General features: G+C 43.5%; 24 protein-coding genes. 12 read left to right on the forward strand and 12 right to left on the reverse strand.

Translation table 11 applies throughout. The features are described 5' to 3' along the window. Positions 1-97: 97 nt before the first annotated feature. Complete coding sequence (locus J7649_RS04240; protein WP_191112447.1) at positions 98-463, reverse strand: hypothetical protein; 366 nt, start codon at positions 461-463, stop codon at positions 98-100. Positions 464-592: 129 nt separating this feature from the next. Continuing rightward, positions 593-2,035 carry an aspartate ammonia-lyase gene (locus tag J7649_RS04245; RefSeq protein ID WP_219310051.1) on the reverse strand — a complete coding sequence of 481 codons (1,443 nt, stop codon included), beginning with the start codon at positions 2,033-2,035 and terminating at the stop codon, positions 593-595. A 421-nt stretch (positions 2,036-2,456) separates the two neighbouring features. Here J7649_RS04245 and putP point away from each other — a divergent pair, with 421 nt between their 5' ends. Further along, a complete protein-coding gene (gene putP, locus J7649_RS04250) occupies positions 2,457-3,965 on the forward strand; it encodes a sodium/proline symporter PutP (RefSeq protein WP_219309523.1) in 1,509 nt (502 codons plus the stop codon). A gap of 79 nt (positions 3,966-4,044) precedes the next feature. Here the strand turns inward: putP and J7649_RS04255 are convergent, their stop codons facing one another. Next, positions 4,045-4,539 (reverse strand): Lrp/AsnC ligand binding domain-containing protein, encoded by a 495-nt coding sequence (locus J7649_RS04255; protein ID WP_004279833.1) that lies wholly within the window; start codon positions 4,537-4,539, stop codon positions 4,045-4,047. Between the two features lie 118 nt (positions 4,540-4,657). On the opposite strand from J7649_RS04255, the gene putA reads away from it, so the two are divergent. From putA to J7649_RS04275, 4 genes are all read left to right on the forward strand, one after another. Then, entirely contained in the window at positions 4,658-8,413 is a 3,756-nt protein-coding gene (gene putA / locus J7649_RS04260; protein WP_219309524.1) for a trifunctional transcriptional regulator/proline dehydrogenase/L-glutamate gamma-semialdehyde dehydrogenase, read from the forward strand. 184 nt (positions 8,414-8,597) lie between these two features. Further along, positions 8,598-9,680, forward strand: coding sequence for a tRNA (uridine(54)-C5)-methyltransferase TrmA (trmA, locus tag J7649_RS04265; RefSeq protein ID WP_219309525.1), 1,083 nt, complete (start codon positions 8,598-8,600; stop codon positions 9,678-9,680). A 243-nt stretch (positions 9,681-9,923) separates the two neighbouring features. Beyond that, entirely contained in the window at positions 9,924-10,148 is a 225-nt protein-coding gene (locus tag J7649_RS04270) for a hypothetical protein (RefSeq protein WP_034436106.1), read from the forward strand. Positions 10,149-10,536: 388 nt separating this feature from the next. Continuing rightward, positions 10,537-11,097 carry a lecithin retinol acyltransferase family protein gene (locus tag J7649_RS04275; RefSeq protein ID WP_026055785.1) on the forward strand — a complete coding sequence of 187 codons (561 nt, stop codon included), beginning with the start codon at positions 10,537-10,539 and terminating at the stop codon, positions 11,095-11,097. Positions 11,098-11,180: 83 nt separating this feature from the next. On the opposite strand, the gene J7649_RS04280 is transcribed toward J7649_RS04275, so the two are convergent. Both J7649_RS04280 and J7649_RS04285 read right to left on the reverse strand, forming a co-directional pair. Continuing rightward, complete coding sequence (locus J7649_RS04280; RefSeq protein ID WP_216985974.1) at positions 11,181-12,092, reverse strand: bestrophin family protein; 912 nt, start codon at positions 12,090-12,092, stop codon at positions 11,181-11,183. Between the two features lie 69 nt (positions 12,093-12,161). After that, positions 12,162-13,889 (reverse strand): glutamine--tRNA ligase/YqeY domain fusion protein, encoded by a 1,728-nt coding sequence (locus J7649_RS04285; RefSeq protein WP_219309526.1) that lies wholly within the window; start codon positions 13,887-13,889, stop codon positions 12,162-12,164. A gap of 423 nt (positions 13,890-14,312) precedes the next feature. Between J7649_RS04285 and J7649_RS04290 the strand changes: the two genes are divergently transcribed. Next, the gene (locus J7649_RS04290; RefSeq protein ID WP_004279844.1) at positions 14,313-14,822 is read left to right on the forward strand and encodes a peptidylprolyl isomerase; all 510 of its coding nucleotides are present in this window, start codon (positions 14,313-14,315) and stop codon (positions 14,820-14,822) included. Positions 14,823-14,932: 110 nt separating this feature from the next. Further along, positions 14,933-15,652 carry a UDP-2,3-diacylglucosamine diphosphatase gene (locus tag J7649_RS04295; RefSeq protein ID WP_114540753.1) on the forward strand — a complete coding sequence of 240 codons (720 nt, stop codon included), beginning with the start codon at positions 14,933-14,935 and terminating at the stop codon, positions 15,650-15,652. A gap of 28 nt (positions 15,653-15,680) precedes the next feature. On the opposite strand, the gene J7649_RS04300 is transcribed toward J7649_RS04295, so the two are convergent. From J7649_RS04300 to hpaI, 3 genes are all read right to left on the reverse strand, one after another. Further along, positions 15,681-15,899, reverse strand: a complete 219-nt coding sequence (locus J7649_RS04300; RefSeq protein ID WP_004279847.1) for a hypothetical protein — start codon at positions 15,897-15,899, stop codon at positions 15,681-15,683. Positions 15,900-16,221: 322 nt separating this feature from the next. Further along, entirely contained in the window at positions 16,222-16,479 is a 258-nt protein-coding gene (locus J7649_RS04305; RefSeq protein WP_228738662.1) for a hypothetical protein, read from the reverse strand. Between the two features lie 101 nt (positions 16,480-16,580). After that, positions 16,581-17,375: a 4-hydroxy-2-oxoheptanedioate aldolase gene (gene hpaI / locus J7649_RS04310; protein WP_004279848.1), complete on the reverse strand. Its 795-nt coding sequence runs from the start codon at positions 17,373-17,375 to the stop codon at positions 16,581-16,583. 243 nt (positions 17,376-17,618) lie between these two features. Between hpaI and nfsB the strand changes: the two genes are divergently transcribed. Next, positions 17,619-18,272 carry an oxygen-insensitive NAD(P)H nitroreductase gene (nfsB, locus tag J7649_RS04315; RefSeq protein WP_219309527.1) on the forward strand — a complete coding sequence of 218 codons (654 nt, stop codon included), beginning with the start codon at positions 17,619-17,621 and terminating at the stop codon, positions 18,270-18,272. A 106-nt stretch (positions 18,273-18,378) separates the two neighbouring features. Further along, complete coding sequence (locus J7649_RS16765) at positions 18,379-18,606, forward strand: hypothetical protein (protein WP_228738663.1); 228 nt, start codon at positions 18,379-18,381, stop codon at positions 18,604-18,606. Here the strand turns inward: J7649_RS16765 and J7649_RS04325 are convergent. The 4 genes from J7649_RS04325 to J7649_RS04340 all read right to left on the reverse strand — a co-directional run bounded on the left by J7649_RS04325 (position 18,569) and on the right by J7649_RS04340 (position 22,286). Next, entirely contained in the window at positions 18,569-19,423 is an 855-nt protein-coding gene (locus tag J7649_RS04325; RefSeq protein WP_219309528.1) for an EamA family transporter, read from the reverse strand. The two genes, J7649_RS16765 and J7649_RS04325, sit on opposite strands and share 38 nt — an antisense overlap. Before the next feature lie 85 nt (positions 19,424-19,508). Then, the gene (gene fba / locus J7649_RS04330; protein ID WP_004279853.1) at positions 19,509-20,546 is read right to left on the reverse strand and encodes a class II fructose-bisphosphate aldolase; all 1,038 of its coding nucleotides are present in this window, start codon (positions 20,544-20,546) and stop codon (positions 19,509-19,511) included. Positions 20,547-20,665: 119 nt separating this feature from the next. Further along, positions 20,666-20,944 (reverse strand): hypothetical protein, encoded by a 279-nt coding sequence (locus J7649_RS04335; protein ID WP_219309530.1) that lies wholly within the window; start codon positions 20,942-20,944, stop codon positions 20,666-20,668. Between the two features lie 154 nt (positions 20,945-21,098). Then, positions 21,099-22,286, reverse strand: coding sequence for a phosphoglycerate kinase (locus tag J7649_RS04340; RefSeq protein WP_219309532.1), 1,188 nt, complete (start codon positions 22,284-22,286; stop codon positions 21,099-21,101). 139 nt (positions 22,287-22,425) lie between these two features. On the opposite strand from J7649_RS04340, the gene J7649_RS04345 reads away from it, so the two are divergent. The 3 genes from J7649_RS04345 to J7649_RS04355 are packed head-to-tail and all read left to right on the forward strand — an operon-like array spanning position 22,426 to position 24,601. Beyond that, the gene (locus tag J7649_RS04345; RefSeq protein WP_004279857.1) at positions 22,426-22,809 is read left to right on the forward strand and encodes a DUF2237 family protein; all 384 of its coding nucleotides are present in this window, start codon (positions 22,426-22,428) and stop codon (positions 22,807-22,809) included. Beyond that, entirely contained in the window at positions 22,809-23,402 is a 594-nt protein-coding gene (locus J7649_RS04350) for a Maf family protein (protein ID WP_004279859.1), read from the forward strand. The genes J7649_RS04345 and J7649_RS04350 overlap by 1 nt, the downstream gene beginning before the upstream one ends. 29 nt (positions 23,403-23,431) lie before the next feature. Then, the gene (locus tag J7649_RS04355) at positions 23,432-24,601 is read left to right on the forward strand and encodes a ribosomal protein uL16 3-hydroxylase (protein WP_004279861.1); all 1,170 of its coding nucleotides are present in this window, start codon (positions 23,432-23,434) and stop codon (positions 24,599-24,601) included. Positions 24,602-24,683: the final 82 nt, after the last annotated feature.

The following is a 24,683-nucleotide window of genomic DNA, read 5'->3' on the forward strand; positions in this document are numbered from 1 at the left end:
CTGAGGCTTATACTAGCACGATGATCTCAGGATATTTTGTTATTTTTATGCAGTCTTGCCACATCCATATACTTCGATTTTAAGCCACTTTTGCAGCTTATTTTTGATCGCGCAGAAAGTTACGATAATAATCATTTAACTTCTTAAGGATCATTTTAAATTGCAGCAGATTCTCTTCAGTATTGCCTAAAGTCGCATTAAAACGCTGATGGGCAATTTCCAGATCAATTTTTTCATTGATCAGCATCGCGGTATCATATAACGCTTTTAAATCATCAAACTGTTTTAAACGCCGATTCGACAAATACTCTAATCGTGCACCCCACTCCTGATTGAGTTGAATATCATCGACAATATAACCTGTACCTTCTACATACTGAATATTCTGCTCTTCTAGATATAGCTGTGCAGCAGTCGGTTTATTACTTTTAAATAATGCACTGATTTTATCAAACATTGCCATTTACCTAGCCAAATATAGTTCTTGCTCTAGTCTAGATGAAAATGCCTCAAATCCACATCCTGAACTTGAGGCAAATTATCAAAATAGCAGCGATTCGCTGTTTCAGATGATTTAACAGCTCCGGTTCTGTTAAGAAACCTGTTCGAGCTGATTCTCTGCTGAAGGAATTTCAGACACCAGATTTTCAAACGCAAAGATTTCTTCTAATTGCGTTGCACTTAATAAGCCCAGCTCCAACACCACTTGCGGCACAGTTTTATTTTCGCGCATACATTGTTTGCCGATTTCATCGCACTTGGCATGTCCCAATATCGGTTCAAGCAAGGTCACAATCCCGACACTGCGCATAACGGAACTTAAGCAAATCTGCTCGTTGGCCTGAATACCAGCAATACATTTCTGATTCAGGGTTTGCATGCCTTGGGTCAATAATTGAATCGATTCATTCATCGCCACGGCAATCACAGGTTCCATGACATTCAATTGTAGCTGCCCGGCTTCCGCAGCCATAGTAATAGTTAAATCATTACCAATCACCCGAAAGGCAATCTGATTGACCACTTCCGGAATCACAGGATTGATTTTTGCCGGCATGATCGAAGAACCTGCCTGTAATTCGGGTAAGCGAATTTCAGCCAGACCTGTACGCGGTCCCGAACTGAGCAGGCGCAAATCATTACAGATTTTGGACAATTTCACTGCCAGACGTTTTAAACTGCTCGACAAAATAATAAAGACGCCACAATCGCTGGTCGCCTCGACGTAATCTGCCGCACCTTTTAAAGGCAGACCCGTTAGGTGCGCCAAGATTTCCACCACCCGCTTGGCATAGCCCGGTGGTGTATTGACCCCGGTCCCAATCGCAGTGGCACCTAAATTGACTTCCAGCAACAACTGTCGCATCTGTCCAATCAGCTTCAGGTCTTCTTTTAATAAGGTGGCAAATGCCCGAAATTCCTGTTCCATGGTCATCGGAACTGCATCTTGTAACTGGGTACGTCCCATCTTGATGACATATTCAAATTCGGCAGCTTTATGGTCGATACAGTCAATCAATGCTTTAAGCACGCTCAACAATTCATCCAGACTGCTATAGGTCGCCAGACGCAAAGCCGTTGGATAGACATCATTGGTCGATTGCGAGGTATTGACGTGATCATTCGGATGCAGAATGTGATAATCGCCTTTCTGATAACCTGACATTTCAAGTGCAATATTGGCAATTACCTCATTGGCATTCATATTGATGGAAGTTCCGGCACCGCCCTGATAAGGATCGAGTGGAAATGCCGTTTGCCACGCTTCCGGATGCTGAATCAATTCATCACAAGCTTTCTGAATGGCAGTACTGGTCTGCTCGGACAATTTTTGAAAGTGCAGATTGGCTTGTGCCGAAGCTTTTTTCACTTGGGCCAAAGCACGAATAAAGTGCGTTTGTTGCCCCACCGCCAATCCAGAAATCTTAAAATTTTCGATGGCACGTAAGGTATGAATCCCATAATAGCTATGCAACGGGATTTGTTTTTCCCCCAATAAATCACGTTCAATGCGGGTCGGTTCGATTTGAAGCATATTGTCCACTAAAAAATACTCTTGGCGATGCACCGTATTTGGTGTGACATTAATATGAGCAAACAAATACAGGCCTAATAGGAAGACTTTAACCTAGATTTGCTACGATTTATTACCAATACGCTAAGGATGTGAATTTTGTAATATTGTGTAAACAACTGGCTAAAATTTAAATATTTTAATTATTTATTCAAAATTTTCACTTCCCCCCTGAATTCGACGTCGTATTGCCTTTTATCCGCTCAAGTTATTCCTGATTTAATTTCAGAGAATTACTACGATGTTTACAATAGACATACATAAAATCTGTGTAATTGTTACAGAGTGTAATTTTTAAACCATGCTTGAATCACCTCCTTGCGATCTCAGTACAAAAAATCATCTTGGACGATGATTTCCATATTTACAGGATGACCTGCCTATGACTTATTTAAACCCCACCCTGATTACCTTCATGTTTTATATTATCGCCATGATTGCAATCGGTTTATATGCTTATCGTGCCACCTCCAATTTTGACGAATATATTCTAGGTGGACGGAGTCTGGGCAGTGTCGTCACTGCACTTTCGGCGGGCGCATCGGATATGAGTGGCTGGCTGTTGATGGGTCTTCCAGGAGCCATTTACCTGTCTGGCCTGTCAGAAGTCTGGATTGCGATCGGTTTGATTATCGGTGCATGGCTGAACTGGTTACTCGTGGCAGGTCGACTGCGCGCCCATACTGAATATCAGAACAATGCTCTAACCTTGCCGGATTATTTCACTAGCCGTTTTTCCGACCGTAAACGCATTTTACGGGTCTTGTCTGCCCTGGTGATTCTAGTGTTCTTTGCGATTTATTGTGCCTCAGGCATGGTCGCAGGTGCACGACTGTTTGAAAGCCTGTTTGGCTGGGATTACACCACAGCGCTTGTGATTGGTGCGATGGCGACGATTCTCTATGTCTGTATTGGTGGCTTTTTGGCGATCAGCTGGACAGATACATTCCAGGCCGGTTTGATGATTTTTGCCTTATTACTGACTCCGATCATTACCTTCTTGGCTCTGGGCGACAACAGCCAGCAAGTGAGTGTCATCCTTGAATCGGCTCGCCCACATGCCTCCAGCATGCTTGAAGGTTTAAGCACCGTCGCGATTATTTCCAGTCTGGCCTGGGGCTTGGGTTATTTTGGCCAGCCACACATACTGGTGCGTTTTATGGCGGCAGATTCGGTCAAAACCATTCCTGCTGCACGCCGTATTGGCATGACCTGGATGATTCTATGCCTAGGCGGTGCAGTGGCTGCCGGTTATATCGGTATTGCCTACTTCAGTGTCAATCCGACACTGGCTTCGGTGGTGAATCAAAACCCTGAAACGGTATTTATGGAGTTGACCAAAATTCTGTTTAATCCTTGGATTGCCGGAATCATTCTGGCTGCGATTCTGGCAGCAATCATGAGTACCTTAAGCTGTCAGCTTCTGGTCTGTTCAACCACCCTGACCGAAGATTTATACAAGAGTTTTCTGCGTAAAAATGCTTCACAAAAAGAACTGATCTGGGTCGGTCGCGGCATGGTCTTGGTGATTGCCCTAATTGCCATTTCACTGGCGATTAATCCGAACAGTAAGGTTTTGGGTCTGGTGGCTTATGCCTGGGCGGGCTTTGGTGCTGCATTTGGCCCGCTGATTATCTTGTCGCTATTCTGGAAACGAATGACCCTCAACGGCGCAATTGTGGGTATGGTGGTTGGTGCCATGACTGTAATTGTCTGGAAAAATTATATGGGTGATACCGGTCTGTATGAGATCATTCCAGGCTTTATTCTGGCCACCCTCAGCATTATCATCGTCAGCCTGCTGGATAAAGCACCGAGTGCTGATGTGGTCAAACGCTTTGAAATGGCTAAAGCCGAGTATCAAAAAGAAATGGCAGAAATGAAAAAATAATCACCTTTTTTCTTGCACATAAAAGGGACTTAATCGTCCCTTTTATGTTTCTTAGATTCACAAATGAAGTTCTTGAAAATTACTTGGCTTTTCCCGGCATTTTCAGATGGATCTGCTGACTTTCTTTAATCACTTCCATCACCGGATAACTGCGCGTTTCTTTAATTCCGGGCAATTGCCACAAGATCTGACCAGAGATTTTCCGGAACTCATCCATATTGGCACAGCGGATTTTTACCACGAAATCAAACCCGCCACTGATCATATGACACTCGATAATTTCAGGAATCTGCCGCACAGCATGGGAAAATTCATCTAAAACATTCGGCGTGGTTTTATCCAATAAAATTTCAACAAAGACCACAAAACCATTATTCAACATGACTGGATTGAGGCGCGCTTCATAGCCCACAATAAAACCTTCCCGGGTCAGCTTTTGTACACGCGCCAAGGCTGCTGTAGGCGACAAATTGACCAGTTCAGCCAGTTTGATATTGGATAGCTTGGCATCGGATTGCAATAAACCCAGTATACGAATATCTATACGGTCAAGGTTCAAATAAGGACTTGGCATTAGAATTATTCTCTAAAAAAAGCGAAAACTATAGTGAGATATTCGTCAAATATTCTGTGATTATAGATTAAAACTCATTCACCTCAAAGAACTGATTGACGCAGTACAGGAAGTCACTATGCCAACCACTCTCCGCCCAGATTCAATTTTAGATTCAGCCCAGCACTCAAATTATATTGCTGAATTTAAACACAAAAACCAATACGAAGAACGTATTAATACGGCATGGCGTCGTGCAGAAACTGAATGCGTCGAAGAGTTATTGGCCCATAGTGAAATTTCTTCCGAGATGAGTGACAAGATTCAGGCGCTTGCCTTTGATCTCGCACATTCCTTACGTGAACGCAAAAGTTCCACTGGGAAAGCCGGTATTGTCCAAGGCTTATTGCAGGAATTTTCTTTATCTTCTCAGGAAGGCATTGCCCTGATGTGTCTGGCAGAAGCCTTACTGCGGATTCCGGACAAAGCCACACGTGACTTGCTGATCCGTGACAAAATCAATCAAGGTAACTGGAAAGAACATTTGGGCCAGAGCCAATTGATGTTTGTGAATGCAGCAGCCTGGGGACTGATGCTGACCGGCAAGCTGATGGAAACCCCACAGCAAAAAAGCCTGTCTAGCTTATTGACCGGTCTTTTGGCACGCAGTGGCCGCGGGATTATCCGTAAGGCCGTCGATGTTGCCATGCGCATGATGGGCGAGCAGTTTGTTACGGGTGAAACCATTGATGAAGCACTGAAAAATGCGGAGCCGCTGGAAGAAAAAGGCTTTCGCTATTCCTATGACATGCTGGGTGAAGCTGCACTGACCGATCCGGATGCTGAACGTTATTATCAAGATTATCAGCAAGCCATTCATGCCATTGGTCAATCTTCGCAGGATAAGGATGTTTATGACGGGCCTGGCATTTCTATCAAACTCTCTGCGCTGCACCCCCGTTATCAGCGTTCGCAAATGGATCGCGTGCATGATGAGCTCTATGCAAAAGTACTGAAACTCGCGGTCTTGGCCAAGCAATACAATATTGGTTTAAATATCGATGCTGAAGAAAGTGATCGCCTTGAGATTTCACTTGAACTGTTAGAACGCCTGTGTTTTGAACCACAATTACAGGACTGGAAAGGCATTGGCTTTGTGATTCAGGCCTATCAGAAACGCTGCTTCTATGTAGTGGATTACATCATTGATCTGGCGAAGCGCAGCCAGAAACGCTTGATGATTCGTCTGGTCAAAGGCGCATATTGGGACAGCGAAATCAAGAAAGCCCAAATTGATGGAATGTCAGATTATCCGGTATTTACTCGTAAGGTGCATACGGATCTGTCTTATATTGCTTGTGCGCGTAAGCTGTTGGCTGAACCGGATTATATCTACCCACAATTTGCCACTCACAATGCACAAACGGTAGCGACGATCTATCAGCTGGCACAACCTGAGCAGTATTATGCCGGCCAATATGAGTTCCAATGTCTGCATGGCATGGGCGAACCACTGTATGAAAATGTCGTGGGCGATCCATCGAAAAATAAACTCGGTGTACCATGCCGGATCTATGCGCCAGTCGGCAATCATGAAACCTTGCTGGCTTATCTGGTGCGCCGCTTACTGGAAAATGGTGCCAATACCTCCTTCGTCAATCGTATTGCTGACAAAACCTTGAAAATTGAAGATTTGATTGAAAATCCACAGCAAACCATTTTAAAGGCATCAAAACAAGAAGGCGTGATGGGTGCCAAGCATCCCCAGATTCCCTATCCGCAAGATCTTTATACCGATGCACGATTGAACTCTTCAGGACTCGATTTGGCCAATGATGCTGAACTCATTGTTTTAAATGAGGTTGCATCTAGTCTGGCGCCAACCCAATTCCAGGCAGCAGCCATGGGAACGGCGTTTACAGTTATCGATACAAGCAACGTAGTGCAAATCATCAATCCGGCACAGCATCAGGATGTGGTCGGCACAATCTATGAAGCAACTTCTGAACAGGCCGAAATTGCACTCACTCAAGCAGTTAATGCACAAAGTTTCTGGGCCAATCTGCCAAAAAATGAGCGTGCTGCCTGCCTGAATAAAGCCGCAGAACTGATGGAACAGCGTTTGCTTCCGCTCATGGTTCTTCTTTCTCGCGAAGCAGGTAAAACCTATGCCAATGCGATTGCCGAAGTACGTGAGGCGGTAGATTTCTTGCGTTACTATGCAGCTCAAGTTTTGGATCTCAGTGACAATGTACAGATCCAGCCTTTAGGCACCGTGCTGTGTATCAGTCCATGGAACTTCCCGCTGGCGATTTTTACCGGTCAGATTTCAGCGGCACTGGTGGCTGGCAATACTGTGATTGCCAAACCGGCTGAACAAACACCGCTGATTGCAGCACAAGCCGTGCAGATTTTATGGGAAGCCGGCATTCCGCAGGATGTATTACAGCTGTTGCCGGGCCGTGGTGAAACTATTGGTGCACAGCTCAGTGCAGATTCGCGTATTCAAGGCATCATGTTTACCGGTTCCACCGAGGTCGCACAAATTCTGCAAAAAACCGTCGCAGAACGAATAAACCAGTTTGGAGAAAGTGTCACCCTGATTGCTGAAACTGGTGGTCAAAACGCCATGATTGTGGATTCATCTGCACTCACTGAACAGGTGGTGCTTGATGTGGTGAGCTCTGCCTATGACAGTGCCGGTCAGCGCTGTTCTGCCCTGCGTGTCCTCTGTGTTCAGGAAGATAATCTGGAGGCCGTACGCAGCATGCTCAAAGGTGCGATGCAACAGTTGCGCGTTGGCAATCCGGTCTTGCTTAAAACTGATATTGGTCCGGTAATTGATGCAGAAGCCCAGCAAAATATCCAAAAGCATATTGAGCAAATGCGCAGCAAAGGCCATAAAGTTCATCAATTGATGTTTAATCAAGACCAGACTGAATTAACTTATGGAACATTCATTGCACCAACCCTGATTGAACTGCCAAATCTGGACGATCTGGAACGTGAAGTATTTGGTCCGGTCCTGCATCTGATCAGTTATAAATATGGCGAACTGGAACAGTTATTAGATCAGATCAACAGTAAGGGCTATGGTCTGACCATGGGCTTGCACACGCGTATTGATGAAACCATGCAAACCGTGATTGCGCGAGCAGAAGTCGGCAACCTGTATATCAACCGCAATATCGTTGGTGCGGTCGTGGGCGTCCAGCCTTTTGGTGGTGAAGGTCTGTCCGGCACCGGTCCGAAAGCGGGTGGCCCGTTGTATATCTATCGTTTAATGCATCAAGTATCCGAGAAAAAACTGAGCTCACCTTATGCAGTTCAAGCGGGTCCAGCACTTGTTGAAAATAACCTTGTTCAGGAATTTAAAGCCTGGGGAGCTAAAACTTTTCCGACTTTATCTTTAAAAGCACCTATTGAGATTGCCACTGGTCAAAGCTTTAGCCTGCAAGGTCCAACCGGTGAAGAAAATCAGTACATGATCTTGCCACGAGAAAGCGTTTTATCCTTAGCAAATACCGAGCAAGACCAGATTCAGCAAATTCTGGCAATTTTATCGGTCGGCAGTCGTCCTGCATTCCTAGCTGACAATACTTTTATTCTGAAATATTTACCAACCATGCCAGCCGCGATCAGCAAGCAATTTAAAGTGGTCCGGGATATTGAAACAGGCGCGTTTGATGCCGTCCTGCATCATGGTGATTCTTCTGAACTGATTGATTTGCAAAAACGCATTGCAGGCCGAAAAGGTGCAATTATTGGTATCACCCATTTAAGTTCGGGCAACTATGATATTCCGGTCGAGCGATTTGTGATTGAACGCGCGATCAGTATCAATACGGCGGCGGCAGGCGGCAATGCCAGCTTGATGACGATGGATAATCTCTAAATCAGTCCAATCATCTCAGCATTTTTAGCTTAGATCTTTCCTCTTTATGGCCAAACCTCTCTCCTCAGAAGGTTTGGTCTTTTTTATGCAGCTTTTCAAGCGGCTCGACTACAATAGGCTTAGGCAGATCGGCAATTTTTTGCTACCATTTGCGCTTTAAAATATTTGCGATTTCTTACTGCATATGACTTCATCTTATCAGCAACAACTTGAAGCCAAAATTGAACGCATCAGCGCTCAGTTTGCCGAATATCAACCACCTGCTTTAGAAGTATTCCAGTCTCCTGAAAAATATTTCCGCATGCGTGCTGAATTCCGGATCTGGCATACTGAAGATGATCTGTTTTATGCCATGTTCGAACGTGACGAAAACAACAATAAAAAAGTCATTCGTATTGATGAATTTCCAATTGCAGACCGCAGCATTAATGACTTGATGCCACAATTACTTGAAGCATTCAAGGCAGATGCCAATCTGGGTCATCGCCTGTTTGAAGTCCATTTTCTGGCAACTTTAAGTGGTCAAGTTCTGGTATCTCTGATTTATCACCGCAAGCTGGATGAAAGCTGGGAACCTGCCGCAAAAGTACTGGCGGAAAAGCTGAATATCAAACTGATTGGCCGTAGCCGTGGTCAGAAATTCGTCCTGACTGATGAATATGTGGTGGAAGAACTGTCTGTTTTTGATCGTCGCTATAAATATAAGCAGATCGAAAGCAGCTTCACCCAGCCCAATGCACAAGTTTGTCAAAAAATGCTGGAATGGGCATGTGATGCAGCAGAGCAATCAGATAAAGATTTGCTGGAACTCTACTGTGGTAATGGCAACTTCACTCTACCGCTTTCGACCAAATTCCGCCGTGTTTTAGCCACTGAATTAGCCAAATCTTCAGTTTATGCAGCTGAGTGGAATATTGAGCAGAACCAGATTGAAAATATTCAGGTTGCGCGTCTGTCTGCAGAAGAATTCACTCAAGCTTATAATGGCGAACGTGTTTTCCGTCGTTTGCAGGAAGCACAAATTGACATTTCGACTTATGATTTCGATACAGTATTTGTCGATCCACCACGTGCCGGTATTGATGATGAAACGCTGAAACTGTTACAGCGTTTCCAGCGTATTATTTACATTTCTTGCAATCCAGATACCTTATATGACAATCTGAAACAGTTGTCTCAAACGCATAAAATCAGCAAGTTCGCAATGTTTGACCAGTTCCCGTATACGCACCATGTTGAGACGGGTGTCTTGTTGGAAAAAGTATAAAGAATTTGTTTCAATTTATTATATTGTTACAAAAATGGAGCTTTTTGAAGCTCCATTTTTTATATTAAAAATCATATATTTAATAATAAATATTGACTTGTACAGCAAGAAATATCGTTAGACCTTCGGGCTTCCATCGGAAATTTTCAAGACTAACTGCTGCTTTTATCACATAGGTCCTATTGCTTTATTTATTTAATTGGCTATATTTCACTCTATGTTAGGTTGTTGTATGAAGGCTCTATGAGTTTTTGGCAAAAGTTGTTTTCTAATGAACAACACAATGAACACAAGAATCAAATTGCTTGTGTTGAAAATGATTGCTCTTGCAAGACGAATGAACAGCTTCTTGAAGCACTTTCTAAAGCCACTGATGAAGAAATCATCATCGGAATTAAAAAGGTTCTGGTATCTCGCGGCTATAGCCGTAAAGAACTGAATGAACTTCAGCACTTGCCATTGCAGTAATCGGCCAAGGTTACAGCCGTATAAAGAAAGCACTTGCGTAGTCAGGTGCTTTTTTTATGCTTGAAAGTTTATAGTTGAAGGGTTTGGTCTTCTCTATTTCAGCATAGTTTATTAACTCCAACTTTAAAACTTCAGAGATCAGGCAGGAAAACTCTAAACAACTCATTTGATCCCCTTTGATTTGAAGAAATGTTAAGGCTTGCTTAGGCTATTTAAAACCTTTATCAGAAGAATATGTTCTAAATTCTGCTTTCTTTAAATCCCTTTAAATTTGGCTTAATAACTCTTCAATTCTGATCTGAAACTCAGGCAAGGCATCGATTAATTTAGCAAAACACAGTACACTTCCTATTAAACGACAATGCTTTTTAAATGGCTTAATTCTGATATGCAACAGACTAAACGGTTTCCCATAGGCGCACACCTTATGGTTAAACATTTCGGTTATACCCATCATGGGATTTACGCCGGACGTGGTCGTGTCATTCATTATTCCGGCTTTGCGCATTTATTCAAGAAACGCCCCATTGAAATCACCTCGATTGAAAAATTCAGTCATGGCAAACCGATTCATATGCAGCATTATGACTCAGCCAAATATAAAGGTCGTAAAGTGGTGCGCCGCATGCGGTCCAGAATGCATGAAAATAACTATCATTTGATTATTAATAATTGCGAACATTTGTGTACCTGGGCGATTACCGGTGTGGAAAGTAGCCCGCAAGTAATTTATATGATGAATCGCCTGACCACGATTGGTTATATCAGCTCGATGATGAGTTTTATGAACAGCATGTTCCTGACCCTGACCACGACCAGTTTCGCATTGGCGCTGTACATCAAGAAAAAACTCAGAGATAAAGCCAATCTGCGTTTGCAACAATACCGTGAATTGCAAGATCAGGCTAAAACCAAAGTGTCAGACCTGACCAATCTTAAACATCGTTAATTTAAAGCTCAGCCTGCCGATGATTTTTTGTGAGCAAGAAATTTTAAGTTCGTGTTTTACATTTTGATGATGTTGATAAGGAATCAAGTCAAATAGCCTTTTCTGGCTTGAATTGCCTCAGGTAGTGCTTTACCTAAAGAGCTTAGGGTTTCCCGCTCTACCAGCCGTACAATTGAATCTAGCGGTAGATCGTTATCCTGCAAGCCAAAGGGTTCTTCCAGCTCCGCACTGAGCTCATCGAGCCCGAGTAGCATATAAGCAATCAACCCGACCAGAATCGGCGTCCACAGGCCTAAATTCGCCTGCAAACTGAAAGGCAGGATAAAGCAAAAAGAATAAACCGCACGATGTAACAATACCGAATAAGAAAATGGTAATGGCGTTGACAAAATCCGGTCACAACCGGCCTGAATATCTCCCAAAGCCACAGTGTGCTGATTCAGGTTGTTATAAATAATATCGCTGATCTTGCCCTGCTGATACTGTTGTACCAGCTCTATTTGCATCTGTTCTAGCACCCATTGTGATGGATTGATTTGCATCGGCAATTGCTCGAATGACTTGGGTTCAAAACCGGTAGTGGCTTGATAAGTCTGAATACTGGGCGTTTGCTGTCTCAACCGGTCACGTAATAGATGGGTAAACAACATCATGCGGTACAATAAGACTTCACGGGTTTGATCGTCCAGAACGTGGCTATCACGGCATAAATGACGCGTGGTGGCAATCAGCGCGCCCCAAAGTTTGCGCCCTTCCCACCAGCGATCATAGCAGGCTGTATTTCTAAAACTTAAAAAAATCGAGAGAATGACACCAAAAATGGTAAAGCCAATTGCCGGAACAGCAGGAAGGCTCACGAAATGCGCCTGACTCAAATACACCAGCAAAGCTGAAATAAAAACCACCAAGATTAATGCTGGCAGTACCTTGGGCAGAATCGTTCCCTGCCAGGCAAACAGTAAACCCAAACTATTATTCTTATCACGCACAATCATGCAATTTTCCCTGCTGTATTGAAAAAGCCCAACCAGAGTTGGGCTTTTTACATTCTGACTTAAACCAGCTTATTTGCCTGGTTTAAAGCTATCCTTAAGATCCAGAATACGGTTGAATACCGGTTTTTCGCTGGAATGATCATATTGATCAGCCACAAAATAGCCTTCACGCTCAAACTGGAAACGGTCTTCTGGTTGTGCTTGTGCCAAAGCAGGCTCAATCACGGCCTGAACTACCTTCAATGATTCAGGGTTCAGGTTTGCCAAGAAGTCATCGCCCACCTCAGGATCAGATTCAGTAAACAGACGGTCGTAAATACGCACTTCCGCAGGAACGCCTTTAGTCGCAGATACCCAGTGAATCACACCTTTGACCTTACGACCTTCAGGATTTTTACCTAAAGTTTCAGGATCAATCGAACATTTCAGTTCAACCACTTCACCATTTTCATCTTTAATGACTTCGTCACATTTGATGACATAGGCATGACGTAAACGGACTTCACCGCCTGGAATCAGACGTTTAAAGCCTTTTGGTGGTTCTTCTTCAAAGTCTTTACGGTCAATATACAGCTCAGTCGTCAATGGAATAACGCGCTCGCCCATATCGATATTCGGATGACGTGAATGGGTCAGGTCCATATCGGCTGGCAAGTTGGTTAAAGTCACTTTTAATGGATTTAACACCGCCATACCACGAGCTGCGGTATTTTCCAGAGACTGGCGAATACAGTATTCCAGCATGGCTACATCGACGATACTGCCATCAACCTTCGACACACCGACACGTTGACAGAAATCACGTAGACCTTCAGGTGTGAAACCACGACGACGCATACCCACTACAGTTGGCATACGTGGATCATCCCAACCATTTACATGACCACCTTCAACCAGCTTACGCAATTTGCGTTTTGAGGTGATGGTATAGTCCACATTCAAACGGCTCGATTCATACTGACGTGGCACGGATGGTGATTTAACTTTTGCCACTACCCAATCATAGAACGGACGATGATCCTGGAATTCCAGGGTACAGAGTGAATGCGTAATGCCTTCAATCGCATCAGACAATGGATGCGCATAGTCATACATTGGATAAATTTTCCATTTATCGCCAGTCTGATGGTGTTCAGAATGCAGGATACGATACAGAATCGGATCACGCATATGCACGTTCGGTGAAGTCATATCAATCTTGGCACGTAATACAGCCTGACCTTCTGCATATTCACCGCTGCGCATTTTCTCAAAACGCTCCAGGTTTTCTGCAACCGTTGCATCGCGTTGTGGCGAGTTTTTACCTGGCTCAACGAAATTACCACGGTTTAAACGAATCTCTTCCGGACTTTGCAAATCCACATAGGCATCGCCCTGCTCAATCAGCTGAACTGCCCAGGTATAAAGTTGATCGAAATAGCTTGATGCATAACGCGGCTCACCTTCCCACTGGAAACCCAGCCATTTCACATCATTGGCAATACCATCCACATACTCCTGCTCTTCGGCATCTGGGTTGGTATCATCAAAACGCAGGTTACACACACCTTTAAATTCTTCAGCAATACCAAAGTTCAAGCAAATTGCTTTCACATGGCCAATATGTAAATAGCCATTCGGCTCAGGCGGAAAACGCGTCACCACCTGTTGAGTACGACCAGCGGCTAAATCATCAGTAATGACCTGACGTACAAAGTCCAAGCCTGGTTGTTGTTCTTGCTGCTGCACTGAATCGACTGCATTGTTCTTTTGGGTCGGGTTCTCGGGCAGAGATGTCACAACATCATTTGGCTTCATGATCAATCATTCACTTCTAAAGTTAAAAAGGGATTAACGAATATTTCATCGTACAAGTTGTACGTATATTCATTATCAAAGTTCCTTAGTTTAACTATAGGTGATTAATCTCTCAACCGCTAACTACGGTATTTGATTTCAATTCACTCATTTTAAAAAGTGAAAATACAGCAAGCTGCCCAAAACTAAAATATCAACACTTTACGAAACTGGAAAATGATTCAATTCGTGCCTGTCCGAAATATAACGCCCTGTCTGGCTGCATTTGAAATGCCTTGATAAATCAACGTATAAATAAGGTATTATTTTTATGCTTTTAACAAAGAAAATAATGTTTTTACTTGCCTTGTCGAATGTAGTTTGCTTATGCTTCACTCATTCAGAAAAAACCATGGCACTCGTCCATGATCAGGAGATTACACAATGAGTTTTCCTCAAGTCGAATTAAACACCAATAAAGGTCGTATTGTTCTAGAACTCAATGCTGAAAAAGCACCTAAAACCGTAGCTAACTTTTTAGAATACGTACGTGACGGTTTTTATGACGGCGTAATTTTCCACCGTGTTATTGATGGTTTCATGATCCAAGGCGGCGGCATGGATGAAAACTTCAAAGAAAAAGCAACACGTGATGCAATCGAAAACGAAGCAGACAACGGCTTGACCAATGACGAAGGTACGATTGCAATGGCGCGTACTCAGGCACCGCACTCTGCTTCTGCTCAATTCTTCATTAACGTGAAAAACAACTCATTCCTTAACCACTCTGGCAAAACTGCTCAAGGTTGGGGTTATGCCGTATTTGGTAAAGTGGTTGAAGGTATGGACGTTGTGAACGAAATCAAAAACGTACGTACTGGCAACCGTGGCTACCACGCTGACGTTCCTCTAGAAAATGTAGTGATCGAATCTGCAAAAATCATTTCTGAATAAAAAACGTCCTCTCCGTTCTTTATAAGTTTTAAAGCGATGCTTTAAAACGGTGTAATGGCAAGTTCCTCATATGAATAAGGGATCTAGAGAGGAATAAAAGGAAAAGATTCGTGATCTATCTGTTTATCTCAGATTTACATTTGTCACCTGATCACCCTCGACTTGTTCGGGGGTTTTTAGATTTATTAACTGAGTATCAAGATCAAAATACCCAACTGTATATTTTGGGTGACTGGTTCAATGCCTGGATTGGTGATGATTATACGTCTCCGTGGCTGGACGAGATTGTCACTGCATTAAAACAGTTTACTCAGGCTGGGAATCAAGTCTATTTTCAGGCCGGCAACCGGGATTTTGTCTTAGGAAGTAAATTTTTAGCTCGATTTGGCGGGCAGCTTCTTCCCGAAATCGATCAGCTAATCATTGCCGGAACACATTTTCGCCTGGAACATGGCGATGCCCTATGTACCGATGACGTCTCCTATCAGCGTTTTAAAAAGATTATTCGTCATCCCTGGCTACTTGGCTTCTTAAGAAAAACCCCTCTCTCATTTCGAACCAGACTAGCCAACCGCTTTCGTCAACAAAGCCATCAGGCACAACAGTTTAAAAGCTATGAAGTGATGGACGTCAACCCACATGCAGTTGAGCTGGCATTACAGGATGTAGATGTACTGATCCATGGTCATACGCATCGCGCAGCCATTCATCAGTTAGCCCAGAAAAGAAGAATTGTACTAGGCGACTGGAAAGAAGACAGTGCAGAGATTCTGGAAATTCAGGAAGATCAAAGTTTTGATACCCTGAAACTAAAAAAGTGGCGATATTAATCAGCCACTTTTTACGATATTGATCTGCTTAACACAGACGATAAAGCTGGTTTACCCCAGTATAGAAACTTTTACCATCGAGATTGAACTGAAATTCCTCACCCGTTGGCAATTGAATCATTTTACCGACCTCAACCCAGATAAAACCGTCCATTGTATTTTGCTTGCGCTTTAATGGAACCAGTTTCACGTTAATTTCATTGCCATCAGCGGCAGTGGCAATATGCCATTCATTGATTTTGATCAAAATATTTACTCACACGATATGAGCTTTTTGTGACTATATGGAGAGAGATTAATAACAACCTAGTTTACATAATAGTTCTATGGTTAGTAGATCTTATTTGAGTTCAAATACTTGAACTAAAAAGTACATCACAATCAGCTTAAAATAATAATAGAAGCAAGAACAGTACTTGCTTGAAGTGCAACCAGTGTAAGCTATTTATCCAGCAAAAGCAAAATTACATTGTAATGACAATAGAATGGGATTTTTAAGAACTTTTTTCATGCTTTGTTAATTATTAGGCTTTTGATTTTTATGATCTAAAATTCATTTTAACGTTACTTCATTTCCGTTGATAAACAAAACCTGTCTTTAAATACCTTAAAATCAATATTAGAGACATGAAACTCAGCCGAGGTACAGCAAGTTCCACTCTCCCGTCTTTTGATAATTTAGGATCAAGAGAATAGCATTTAAGGCTACAAACAGTACGTGAATCATAAAAAAAGGCTTGTTGCACTCGTCTAGTTTTTTGCTGACGTTGGTTCTCTAAGATGTTCTGCTGTTCTTGTAAAAATTTTTCTGCATCTTGAAGGTTCATTATGATTTTCTTATGGCTGAATGAATAGCTCATCTAAAGAATTTCCGGTTAAAAATAAACTAAAAATCTAAGCAAGCTATTCATTCAGAATCTCTTGTTGATTAATAACCGCTAGTCGGATTAATCACATTGATATCCTTTTTATATTTCCCCAATAGATCACGCAAGGAATTCATCAAAACACTGGTATCTACGCCCACTGCTACAAACTCAGTGCCAAGTTCGATATATTTTTGCGTCACTTCATGCTGGGTTGACAGAATTCCTGCAGCTTTGCCTGCAGAACGAATCCGCTGGATTGCATCAATTACAGCTTTTTGTACTTCAGGATGATTCGGATCACCTTGATAACCCATAGTGGCAGATAGATCAACGGCGCCAATAAACACGCCATCAATCCCGTCGATCTGAAGAATAGCATCCAGATTTTCAAGTCCTGTGACCGATTCAATCTGGATTAATAAACAGATTTCCTCATGTGCCGTCTGATAATAATTTGGAATGCTGTTCCAGCGGGTGGCACGTGCCAGTGCAGCACCAACGCCACGAATTCCTTCAGGCGGATAACGGACTGCCCTGACCATGAGTTCGGCCTGTTCCACGGTTTCTACCATCGGAATCAACAGCGTTTGCGCGCCGATATCGAGGAGTTGCTTGATCAGTTGTACGCTGCCAATGGGCGGTCGTACCACTGCTTGCGAGGGATAAGCAGCAATACTTTGCAGTTGCGACAAGGTGGTTCTCAAATCACTGGGCGCATGCTCACCATCAATCAGCAGCCAGTCATAACCTGCATTTGCCGCAATCTCGGTTCCATAGGCATCCGCCAGTCCAATCCATAAGCCGATTTGCTGCTGGGTTTTCAGTTTGTGTTTAAAATAATTGGTGACTTGCATCCGCTAACCTATTTGCATGTTGCCGACGATGTCTCTTATTAAACGCTTCTCGCTTAAAAGTGCCAATAGACAAAAACTGGGTTTTAATCTGATTTAACTCTAAGTTTTGCTTGAATCCAGCTCAAGATCATCTCAAAACAGGCTTTGCCTGATGCTTTTTTATTGTAATAATCGGAGGATGTGAAAAATATATATATTTAAAACTTCTACTCGCTGTTTATTTAAAAAGATTGGAGTCCATTGATGGATTTACTCAAGATCACACAGACCCGCTATACCACTAAAGCCTATGATCCTAGCAAGAAAATCCCGGCAGAACAGTTTGAACGCTTATTAGAAATTTTGCGTCTGGCACCCTCTTCAATCAATATTCAGCCTTGGCATTTTTTTATTGCCGATCATGAGGCAGCCAAACAGCGCATTGCCAAAGCCTTGGTCGGTACTTATGCCTACAATGCACCCAAAGTTCTGGATTCATCCCATACCATTTTATTCTGCACCAAAGCCGATATTAATGAGTTGCATCTAGAAAACTTATTGAACCGCGATGATCTCAGTGGCCGTTTTAAAGATGAATCAGCCAAAGAAGGTCAGAAAAATACCCGTGCAGGTTATATTCATTATTATCGTAATGAAAAAGGTGATATTCAGCGTTGGGCTGAAAACCAGACCTTCATTGCACTCGGTCAAATGCTCTTGGCTGCCGGAATTGAAGGGGTTGATGCCACACCAATTGGCGGCTTTGACGAAGAGATGATTAGTGAAGAATTACAACTTGCAGAACAGGGTTTGATCCCTTCTGTATTGCTGACTTTAGGCTATCGCAGTGAAAATGATTTCAATGCCAAACTGCCTAAATCACGTCTTGCCGCTGAAGATATTTTCACCAAACTGTAAGGAATTTATGCTATAAAAGGGGTCAAGCGCCCCTTTCCATGTCAATTCGGGCCTATTTTTTGCTTTATTTAATTTACATCTAATAGAATAACAATAGAGGTCATCTATGTCGCTCCTTACATCCAAATCCCTGAAATTTGAATGCCATCATTGCGATAAAATTTATCTCCAGCACTATAAAGAGCAACAGCATCGTTATCCGCACTGTCCAGACTGCCAACAGTGCGGTTTATTGCTTGGACTGGCCGAAGCAGGTGACCTGCTCCGACATCCGATTGAATTTGCATCCTCTTATGTCAAGCAGACATTGCATAAGCTAGGCAAATCACACTAGTCAAGCCTAGCAGTAATCCTAGAGTACTTGCAGGTTTGAGCCGTTCTTTAAAGAATACCAGACCTGCTATCACACCAAATACCACCACCAGAATATTCATGCCAGCAAAGACGATCGCAGGTGAATCCTTAAGCAGCATATGGGCTTTGACATAGAAAGCAATATTGGCAAAATTCAGGAAACCCAATAACAGACCAGCGCCGATATTCTGCATCGAGCCCAAGCTTTTATATTTGATTAACAGATAGCCCATCGAAATGATCAGGGCACAAACAAACATTAGATTCAGCGCCACCGCGAATTGGAAGCCCAGACTGGTTGTATATTTCAACAATACATCAATCAGTGCATAACCGACCCAGACCAAGCCCAGATACAACATTCCCTGACTGCCCTGTCCTGTACTTTGTCGATGTGAAAACAGGATGCACAGCACTGCTCCAATACCTAAAGCGATCCCAAGTATTTTCAGCTGATTAAACTGTTCCTGAAAAATGAAATAGGCTGCAGCCAGTGACAAAACTACAGAAAGTCGCTGGGCAATTTCGGTTTTTAAAATTCCAGCCGTTTGCAAAGCCTTGGCCAAAAACAGAAATACGCTCGGAAGCAAAATACCCAGAGCCAGAATAAGCAACCAAGGCGTCTGAGACATTGAAATATGCTGAATATCAGGCTTAAACCAGAAAAAACACAAGAGACTAGCTGTCATATAGTTCCAGCTAATCATGTGTATCGGACTCAAGCCCTTATTTTTGGCGACTTTTAATAATATTGAGACCGCAACGCTGCATAGCGCTGCTGCGAAAATCAGTTCCATATGCTGCTCTTATTCTTGATATTTATGAGTCTACAAAAAAGCCCACATTTGCAGTGGGCTTTTTTTATAAATGATTCACTGGGAATTATTTATAGTGTGACACCATTTTCTCTAAAGAGATTGGGCGAATCTTGTCTGCATTGCCTGCAGTACCAAAAGCTTCGTAACGATCGATACAGATTTGCTTCATTGCGTCTACAGTTGCGCTGAAGAATTTACGAGGATCGAATTCGCTTGGTTTTTCTGCCATCATACGACGCATTGCACCGGTAGATGCCAAACGCAAGTCAGTATCGATGTTGATTTTGCGCACACCGTGTTTGATTGCTTCAACCAGCTGCTCAACCGGAACACCGTAAGTTTCCTTAATGTCGCCGCCATACTGATTGATCACTGCCAACCATTCTTGTGGCACAGAGCTTGAACCGTGCATGACAAGATGCGTGTTTGGAAGTGCTGCGTGAATTTCTTTAATGCGGTCAATCGCAAGAATATCACCTGTAGGTGGACGCGTGAACTTGTACGCACCGTGTGAAGTGCCTACTGCAATTGCAAGCGCATCAACATTGGTATCAGCAACGAAGCTACGTGCTTCTTCAACTGAAGTCAGGAGTTGAGAATGATCCAGTACGCCTTCTGCGCCTACGCCATCTTCTTCACCCGCCATACCTGTTTCAAGGCTACCCAAACAACCGATTTCACCTTCAACAGATACGCCACACGCATGTGCCATTTGAACTGTACGGCGAGTCACATCAACGTTATATTCATATGAAGTTGGTGTTTTACCGTCTTCACCGAGTGAACCGTCCATCATCACTGATGAAAAGCCTAACTGGATTGAACGTTGGCAAATGTCAGGGCTCGTACCGTGGTCTTGATGCATTACCACTGGAATATGTGGCCATTCTTCAATTGCAGCCAAAATCAGGTGACGCAAGAACGGAGCGCCTGCATATTTACGCGCACCCGCAGATGCTTGTACGATAACAGGTGAATTGGTTGCATCTGCTGCAAGCATAATTGCACGCATTTGTTCTAAGTTGTTTACGTTAAATGCTGGTACGCCGTAAGCATGTTCGCCGGCGTGATCCAAGAGCTGGCGCAATGAAATAAGAGCCATAATATCCTCCCAGTGAATGCCACATATTCTACATGTTCAAAGGTTTCAATTCAGCAACAAATAACACTATTTAAAAAAAATCCCTGCATTTGCAGGGATTTTGTGTCACATTAACCGGATTAAGGCGCTACAGGCTCTGAAGTCGCAGCAACCGACTCGTCTGCAGTCGCTTCATCGGCTGGCGCATTGGCAACTTCAGCTGGAATATCGGTATTTTTTTCATCTAAAATTGGCTGGTCAATGGCATCAATGGCAGCTTGCTGTTCTGGAGTCACCGCCTGATCCGCCACTGCTGCCGAGCTTTCTGCTTCAGCTTCTGGTGCACTGTCCTGTTTTGCACACGCAGTCAATGCCAGAGATGCGGCTAATAATACTGCCGTAGTTAACTGTTTTTTCATCACGTATTCTCGTCATTTGGTGATTTAATGACTGCATCTTATGACAGATTTATTGCATTTTAATGACGAAGCCATGAAGGGTAAGTTTTCACTGTCAAAAAAATGACATAAAAAAAGCTGGCACTTGGCCAGCTTTTTAGCTTAGAACATGCAATTAAGCACGTTCTAACAGTACCGCAACAGCAGGCAGGGTTTTACCTTCAACGAATTCAAGGAATGCACCACCACCAGTCGAGATATAGCCAATCTTGTCAGCCACTTCATACTTGTCAATCGCAGCCAGAGTGTCACCACCACCCGCGATCGAGAAACCTTCCGATTCAGCAATTGCTAAAGATAAAGTTTTAGTACCTTCACCGAATTGATCTACTTCAAATACGCCGACCGGACCATTCCAAAGAATGGTTTTAGAGGTTTTCAGGATTTCTGCAAATGCTTTCGCAGTTTCCGGGCCTACATCCAGAATCATGTCGTTATCAGCAACATCTGCAACGTTTTTCACCGTTGCTTTTGCAGCAGCCAATGAACCCAAGAAGTCTTCAAAGTTAATTTCAGAGGCATCTGCAACCACAACGTCAGTAGGAAGTGGAACTGCTACTTTTGCAGCAATGGCTTTTGCCGTATCGATCAGATCCTTTTCACACAATGATTTGCCCACGTTATAACCGGCCGCAGCAAGGAACGTGTTGGCAATACCACCACCGACGATCAATTGATCACAAATGTCAGAAAGTGAGGTTAAAACATCTAGCTTGGTAGAGACTTTAGAACCTGCAACAATCGCCACCATTGGCTTTTCAGGGGTTTGCAGTGCACGACCAAGCGCATCAAGTTCAGCTGCCAGTAAAGGACCTGCAGCTGCAACTTTAGCCAGACGCGCTACGCCTTCAGTAGATGCTTCTGCACGGTGTGCTGTACCAAAGGCATCCATCACGAATACATCACACAATGCTGCATATTTTGCTGCAAGTTCAGGATTGTTTTTCTTCTCGCCGACGTTAAAACGGCAATTTTCCAGTAGAACTACCTGACCTGGCTGAACATCAACGCTATCTAAATAGTCAGTAAACAGTTTCACTTCTTGGCCCAAAGCTTCAGTCAAGTAAGCCGCTACAGGAGCAAGTGACTGTTCAGCTTTAGGCTCACCTTCAACCGGACGACCCAGATGAGAATACACCATGACTGCAGCGCCTTTTTCTAGTGCTGCTTTAATCGTTGGCAATGCTGCACGAAGACGCGCATCGCTGGTGATCACACCATTTTTAACAGGAACGTTTAAATCTTCACGGATCAGAACACGTTTACCTGCTAAATCGAGGTCAGTCATACGCTGAAAGTTCATGTAGAGCTCACTTTATAGATATTAAAACCAGGCGATTTTAAATGATTATGCAGAAAAAGGTTAGCATCTTTTGCAGAAAACATTATGAATGCCAAAGTTTTGTTATGATAGAAAAAAGCCTCTTTTAGATTCAGTCCCTATGTCGATACATCCTGATCCAAATCTTAACCGTTTGAACGTGTTAGGTGAGCCTTTGTCCAGCTGTTGCTTCGATCCGATTACCGGATATTTCCGCAATGGCTTTTGCCATACTGCGACCACCGATCTGGGCCAGCACACGGTATGCGCACAAATGACTTCAGAATTTCTGAATTTTTCTCAAAAAGTCGGTAATGACCTGATTACGCCTTTGCCCGAACTGGACTTCCCGGGCCTGCAACCGGGCGATTTCTGGTGTATCTGCGTAACGCGCTGGGTCGAAGCCTATGAAGCGGGTCAAGCTCCACCCATCAAGCTACAAGCCTGTCACAAAGCTGTTCTGGCGTATGTACCGTTAAATATTCTTGAGGAATATGCTGTCTAATGAATTCTGCACAGATTATCTTGGCATCGTCCAGTCAAACCCGCAAAGCGCTGATGGATCGTCTGCATATTAATTATATTTCCATGGTACCGGATATTGATGAATCTCCTCGCGGGGAAAATCACGCAGATGATCTGGCACAACGACTGGCTTTTGAGAAAGCCAGATATATTGCTGAACAAAATCCAGAAGCGATTGTGATCGGCTCAGATCAGGTGGCATGGCGTGAAGGTGCGCCGGATATTTTTATTGGCAAACCGTTAACGACTGAAAAGGCCATTCGCCAGCTACAAGCCAACTCGGACAAGATTGTCTATTTTAGTACTGCGCTCAGTGTGCAGCAGCTATCGACCGGTTTTGAACAAAGTCTGGTTGAACACTATAAAGTCAAGTTCCGCAAACTGTCTCAGGTCGAAATCGAGCGTTATGTCGAAATTGAACAACCTTTGCATTGTGCAGGCAGTTTCAAATGTGAAAGCCTCGGTATCAGCTTGTTTGAAGAAATGATCGGACAAGATCAGACCACGCTGATGGGCATGCCAATGATCAAGCTCTGTCATATTCTTCGTGAATTAAAAATTTTGGTTCCTTAATCTCTCCCTTTAAATTCAGGCTTTACTCTATGTCTCAACCTTTAGACGTACTAGGCGGTATTACCGCTGAACAATTCCTTAGCGAATACTGGCAAAAGAAACCTTTACTGGTGCGTAATGCAATGCCTGAAATCGCCAGTTTGCTTGAACCCAATGATGTGATGGAACTTGCGCTTGAAGAACATGTCACTGCCCGTCTCATCAAGCAGAAAGATCGTGATCCGAATCAATGGAGCGTGAAATCTTCACCTTTGCTCAAAGCAGATTTCCAGAAAATGCCCAAGCTCTGGACGCTTTTGGTTCAGGCTGTAGATCACTATTCATTTGACCTGTCGGCACTTTGGAAAAAATTCCCATTTATTCCACAATGGCGTCGCGATGACATCATGGTGTCTTATGCACCGCAAGGCGGTTCAGTCGGCAAGCATTTCGATTTCTATGATGTGTTTCTGGTACAAGGCTATGGCCATCGTCGCTGGCAGCTTGGGCAAATGTGTGATACCGAAACTCCATTTGTTCCGGGTCAACCGCTTAAATTATTGCCTGAAATAGAAGTGAACTTTGATGAAGTGCTGGCACCTGGCGACTTGCTCTATGTGCCGCCTGGTCTGGCTCATTACGGCGTGGCTGAAGATGACTGCCTGACTTATTCATTCGGTTTCCGCATGCCAAATATCAGTGACATGATGGATCGTGTCGGGGATAAATTCTCTGAAAATGAAACGCTGCGTAACCCATTGCTGGATATCATCCGTGATCAAGTCGGTGCTATCGGTGAAGTGAGCAGCAATGAGCTGGAATATCTGAAAGAACACATCATGCAGCAACTGCATAATTCCAATGTTCTCGAAGATGCCATCATGAGCTTGATGTCCGAACCTAAATATCCTGAAAACCTGCCTGAAGCAGAAGAAATCGGTACAGGTGATCTGGAAGAAGCACTCGATCAGGGCTATAGCCTGATGCTCGAACCTGCGTCACGCCTGCTTTATACTGAAACGGACGGCGACGTTCTGTTCTGGGCAAATGGTGAGGGTGTGTGCATCTCTGAGACATTTACCGCAAAACTCAAACAGCTTGCAGATGGTGAAGCGCTGTTATTCGGTGAAGACTTCGCTGATGAAGAAATTCTGGAAGATGTTGCTGCATTATTAAATGAAGCCGTGTTGATGCTGGTTCCACCGCCAGAAGACGAGTAATCTTTCCACGGTTCTATTTAGGCAATAATTTTAAGAGGATCACATGATCCTCTTTTTTATTTTTAGAGTCTAGAATTCTAAC

This window comes from Acinetobacter lwoffii (assembly GCF_019343495.1).
GTDB lineage: Bacteria > Pseudomonadota > Gammaproteobacteria > Pseudomonadales > Moraxellaceae > Acinetobacter > Acinetobacter lwoffii_P.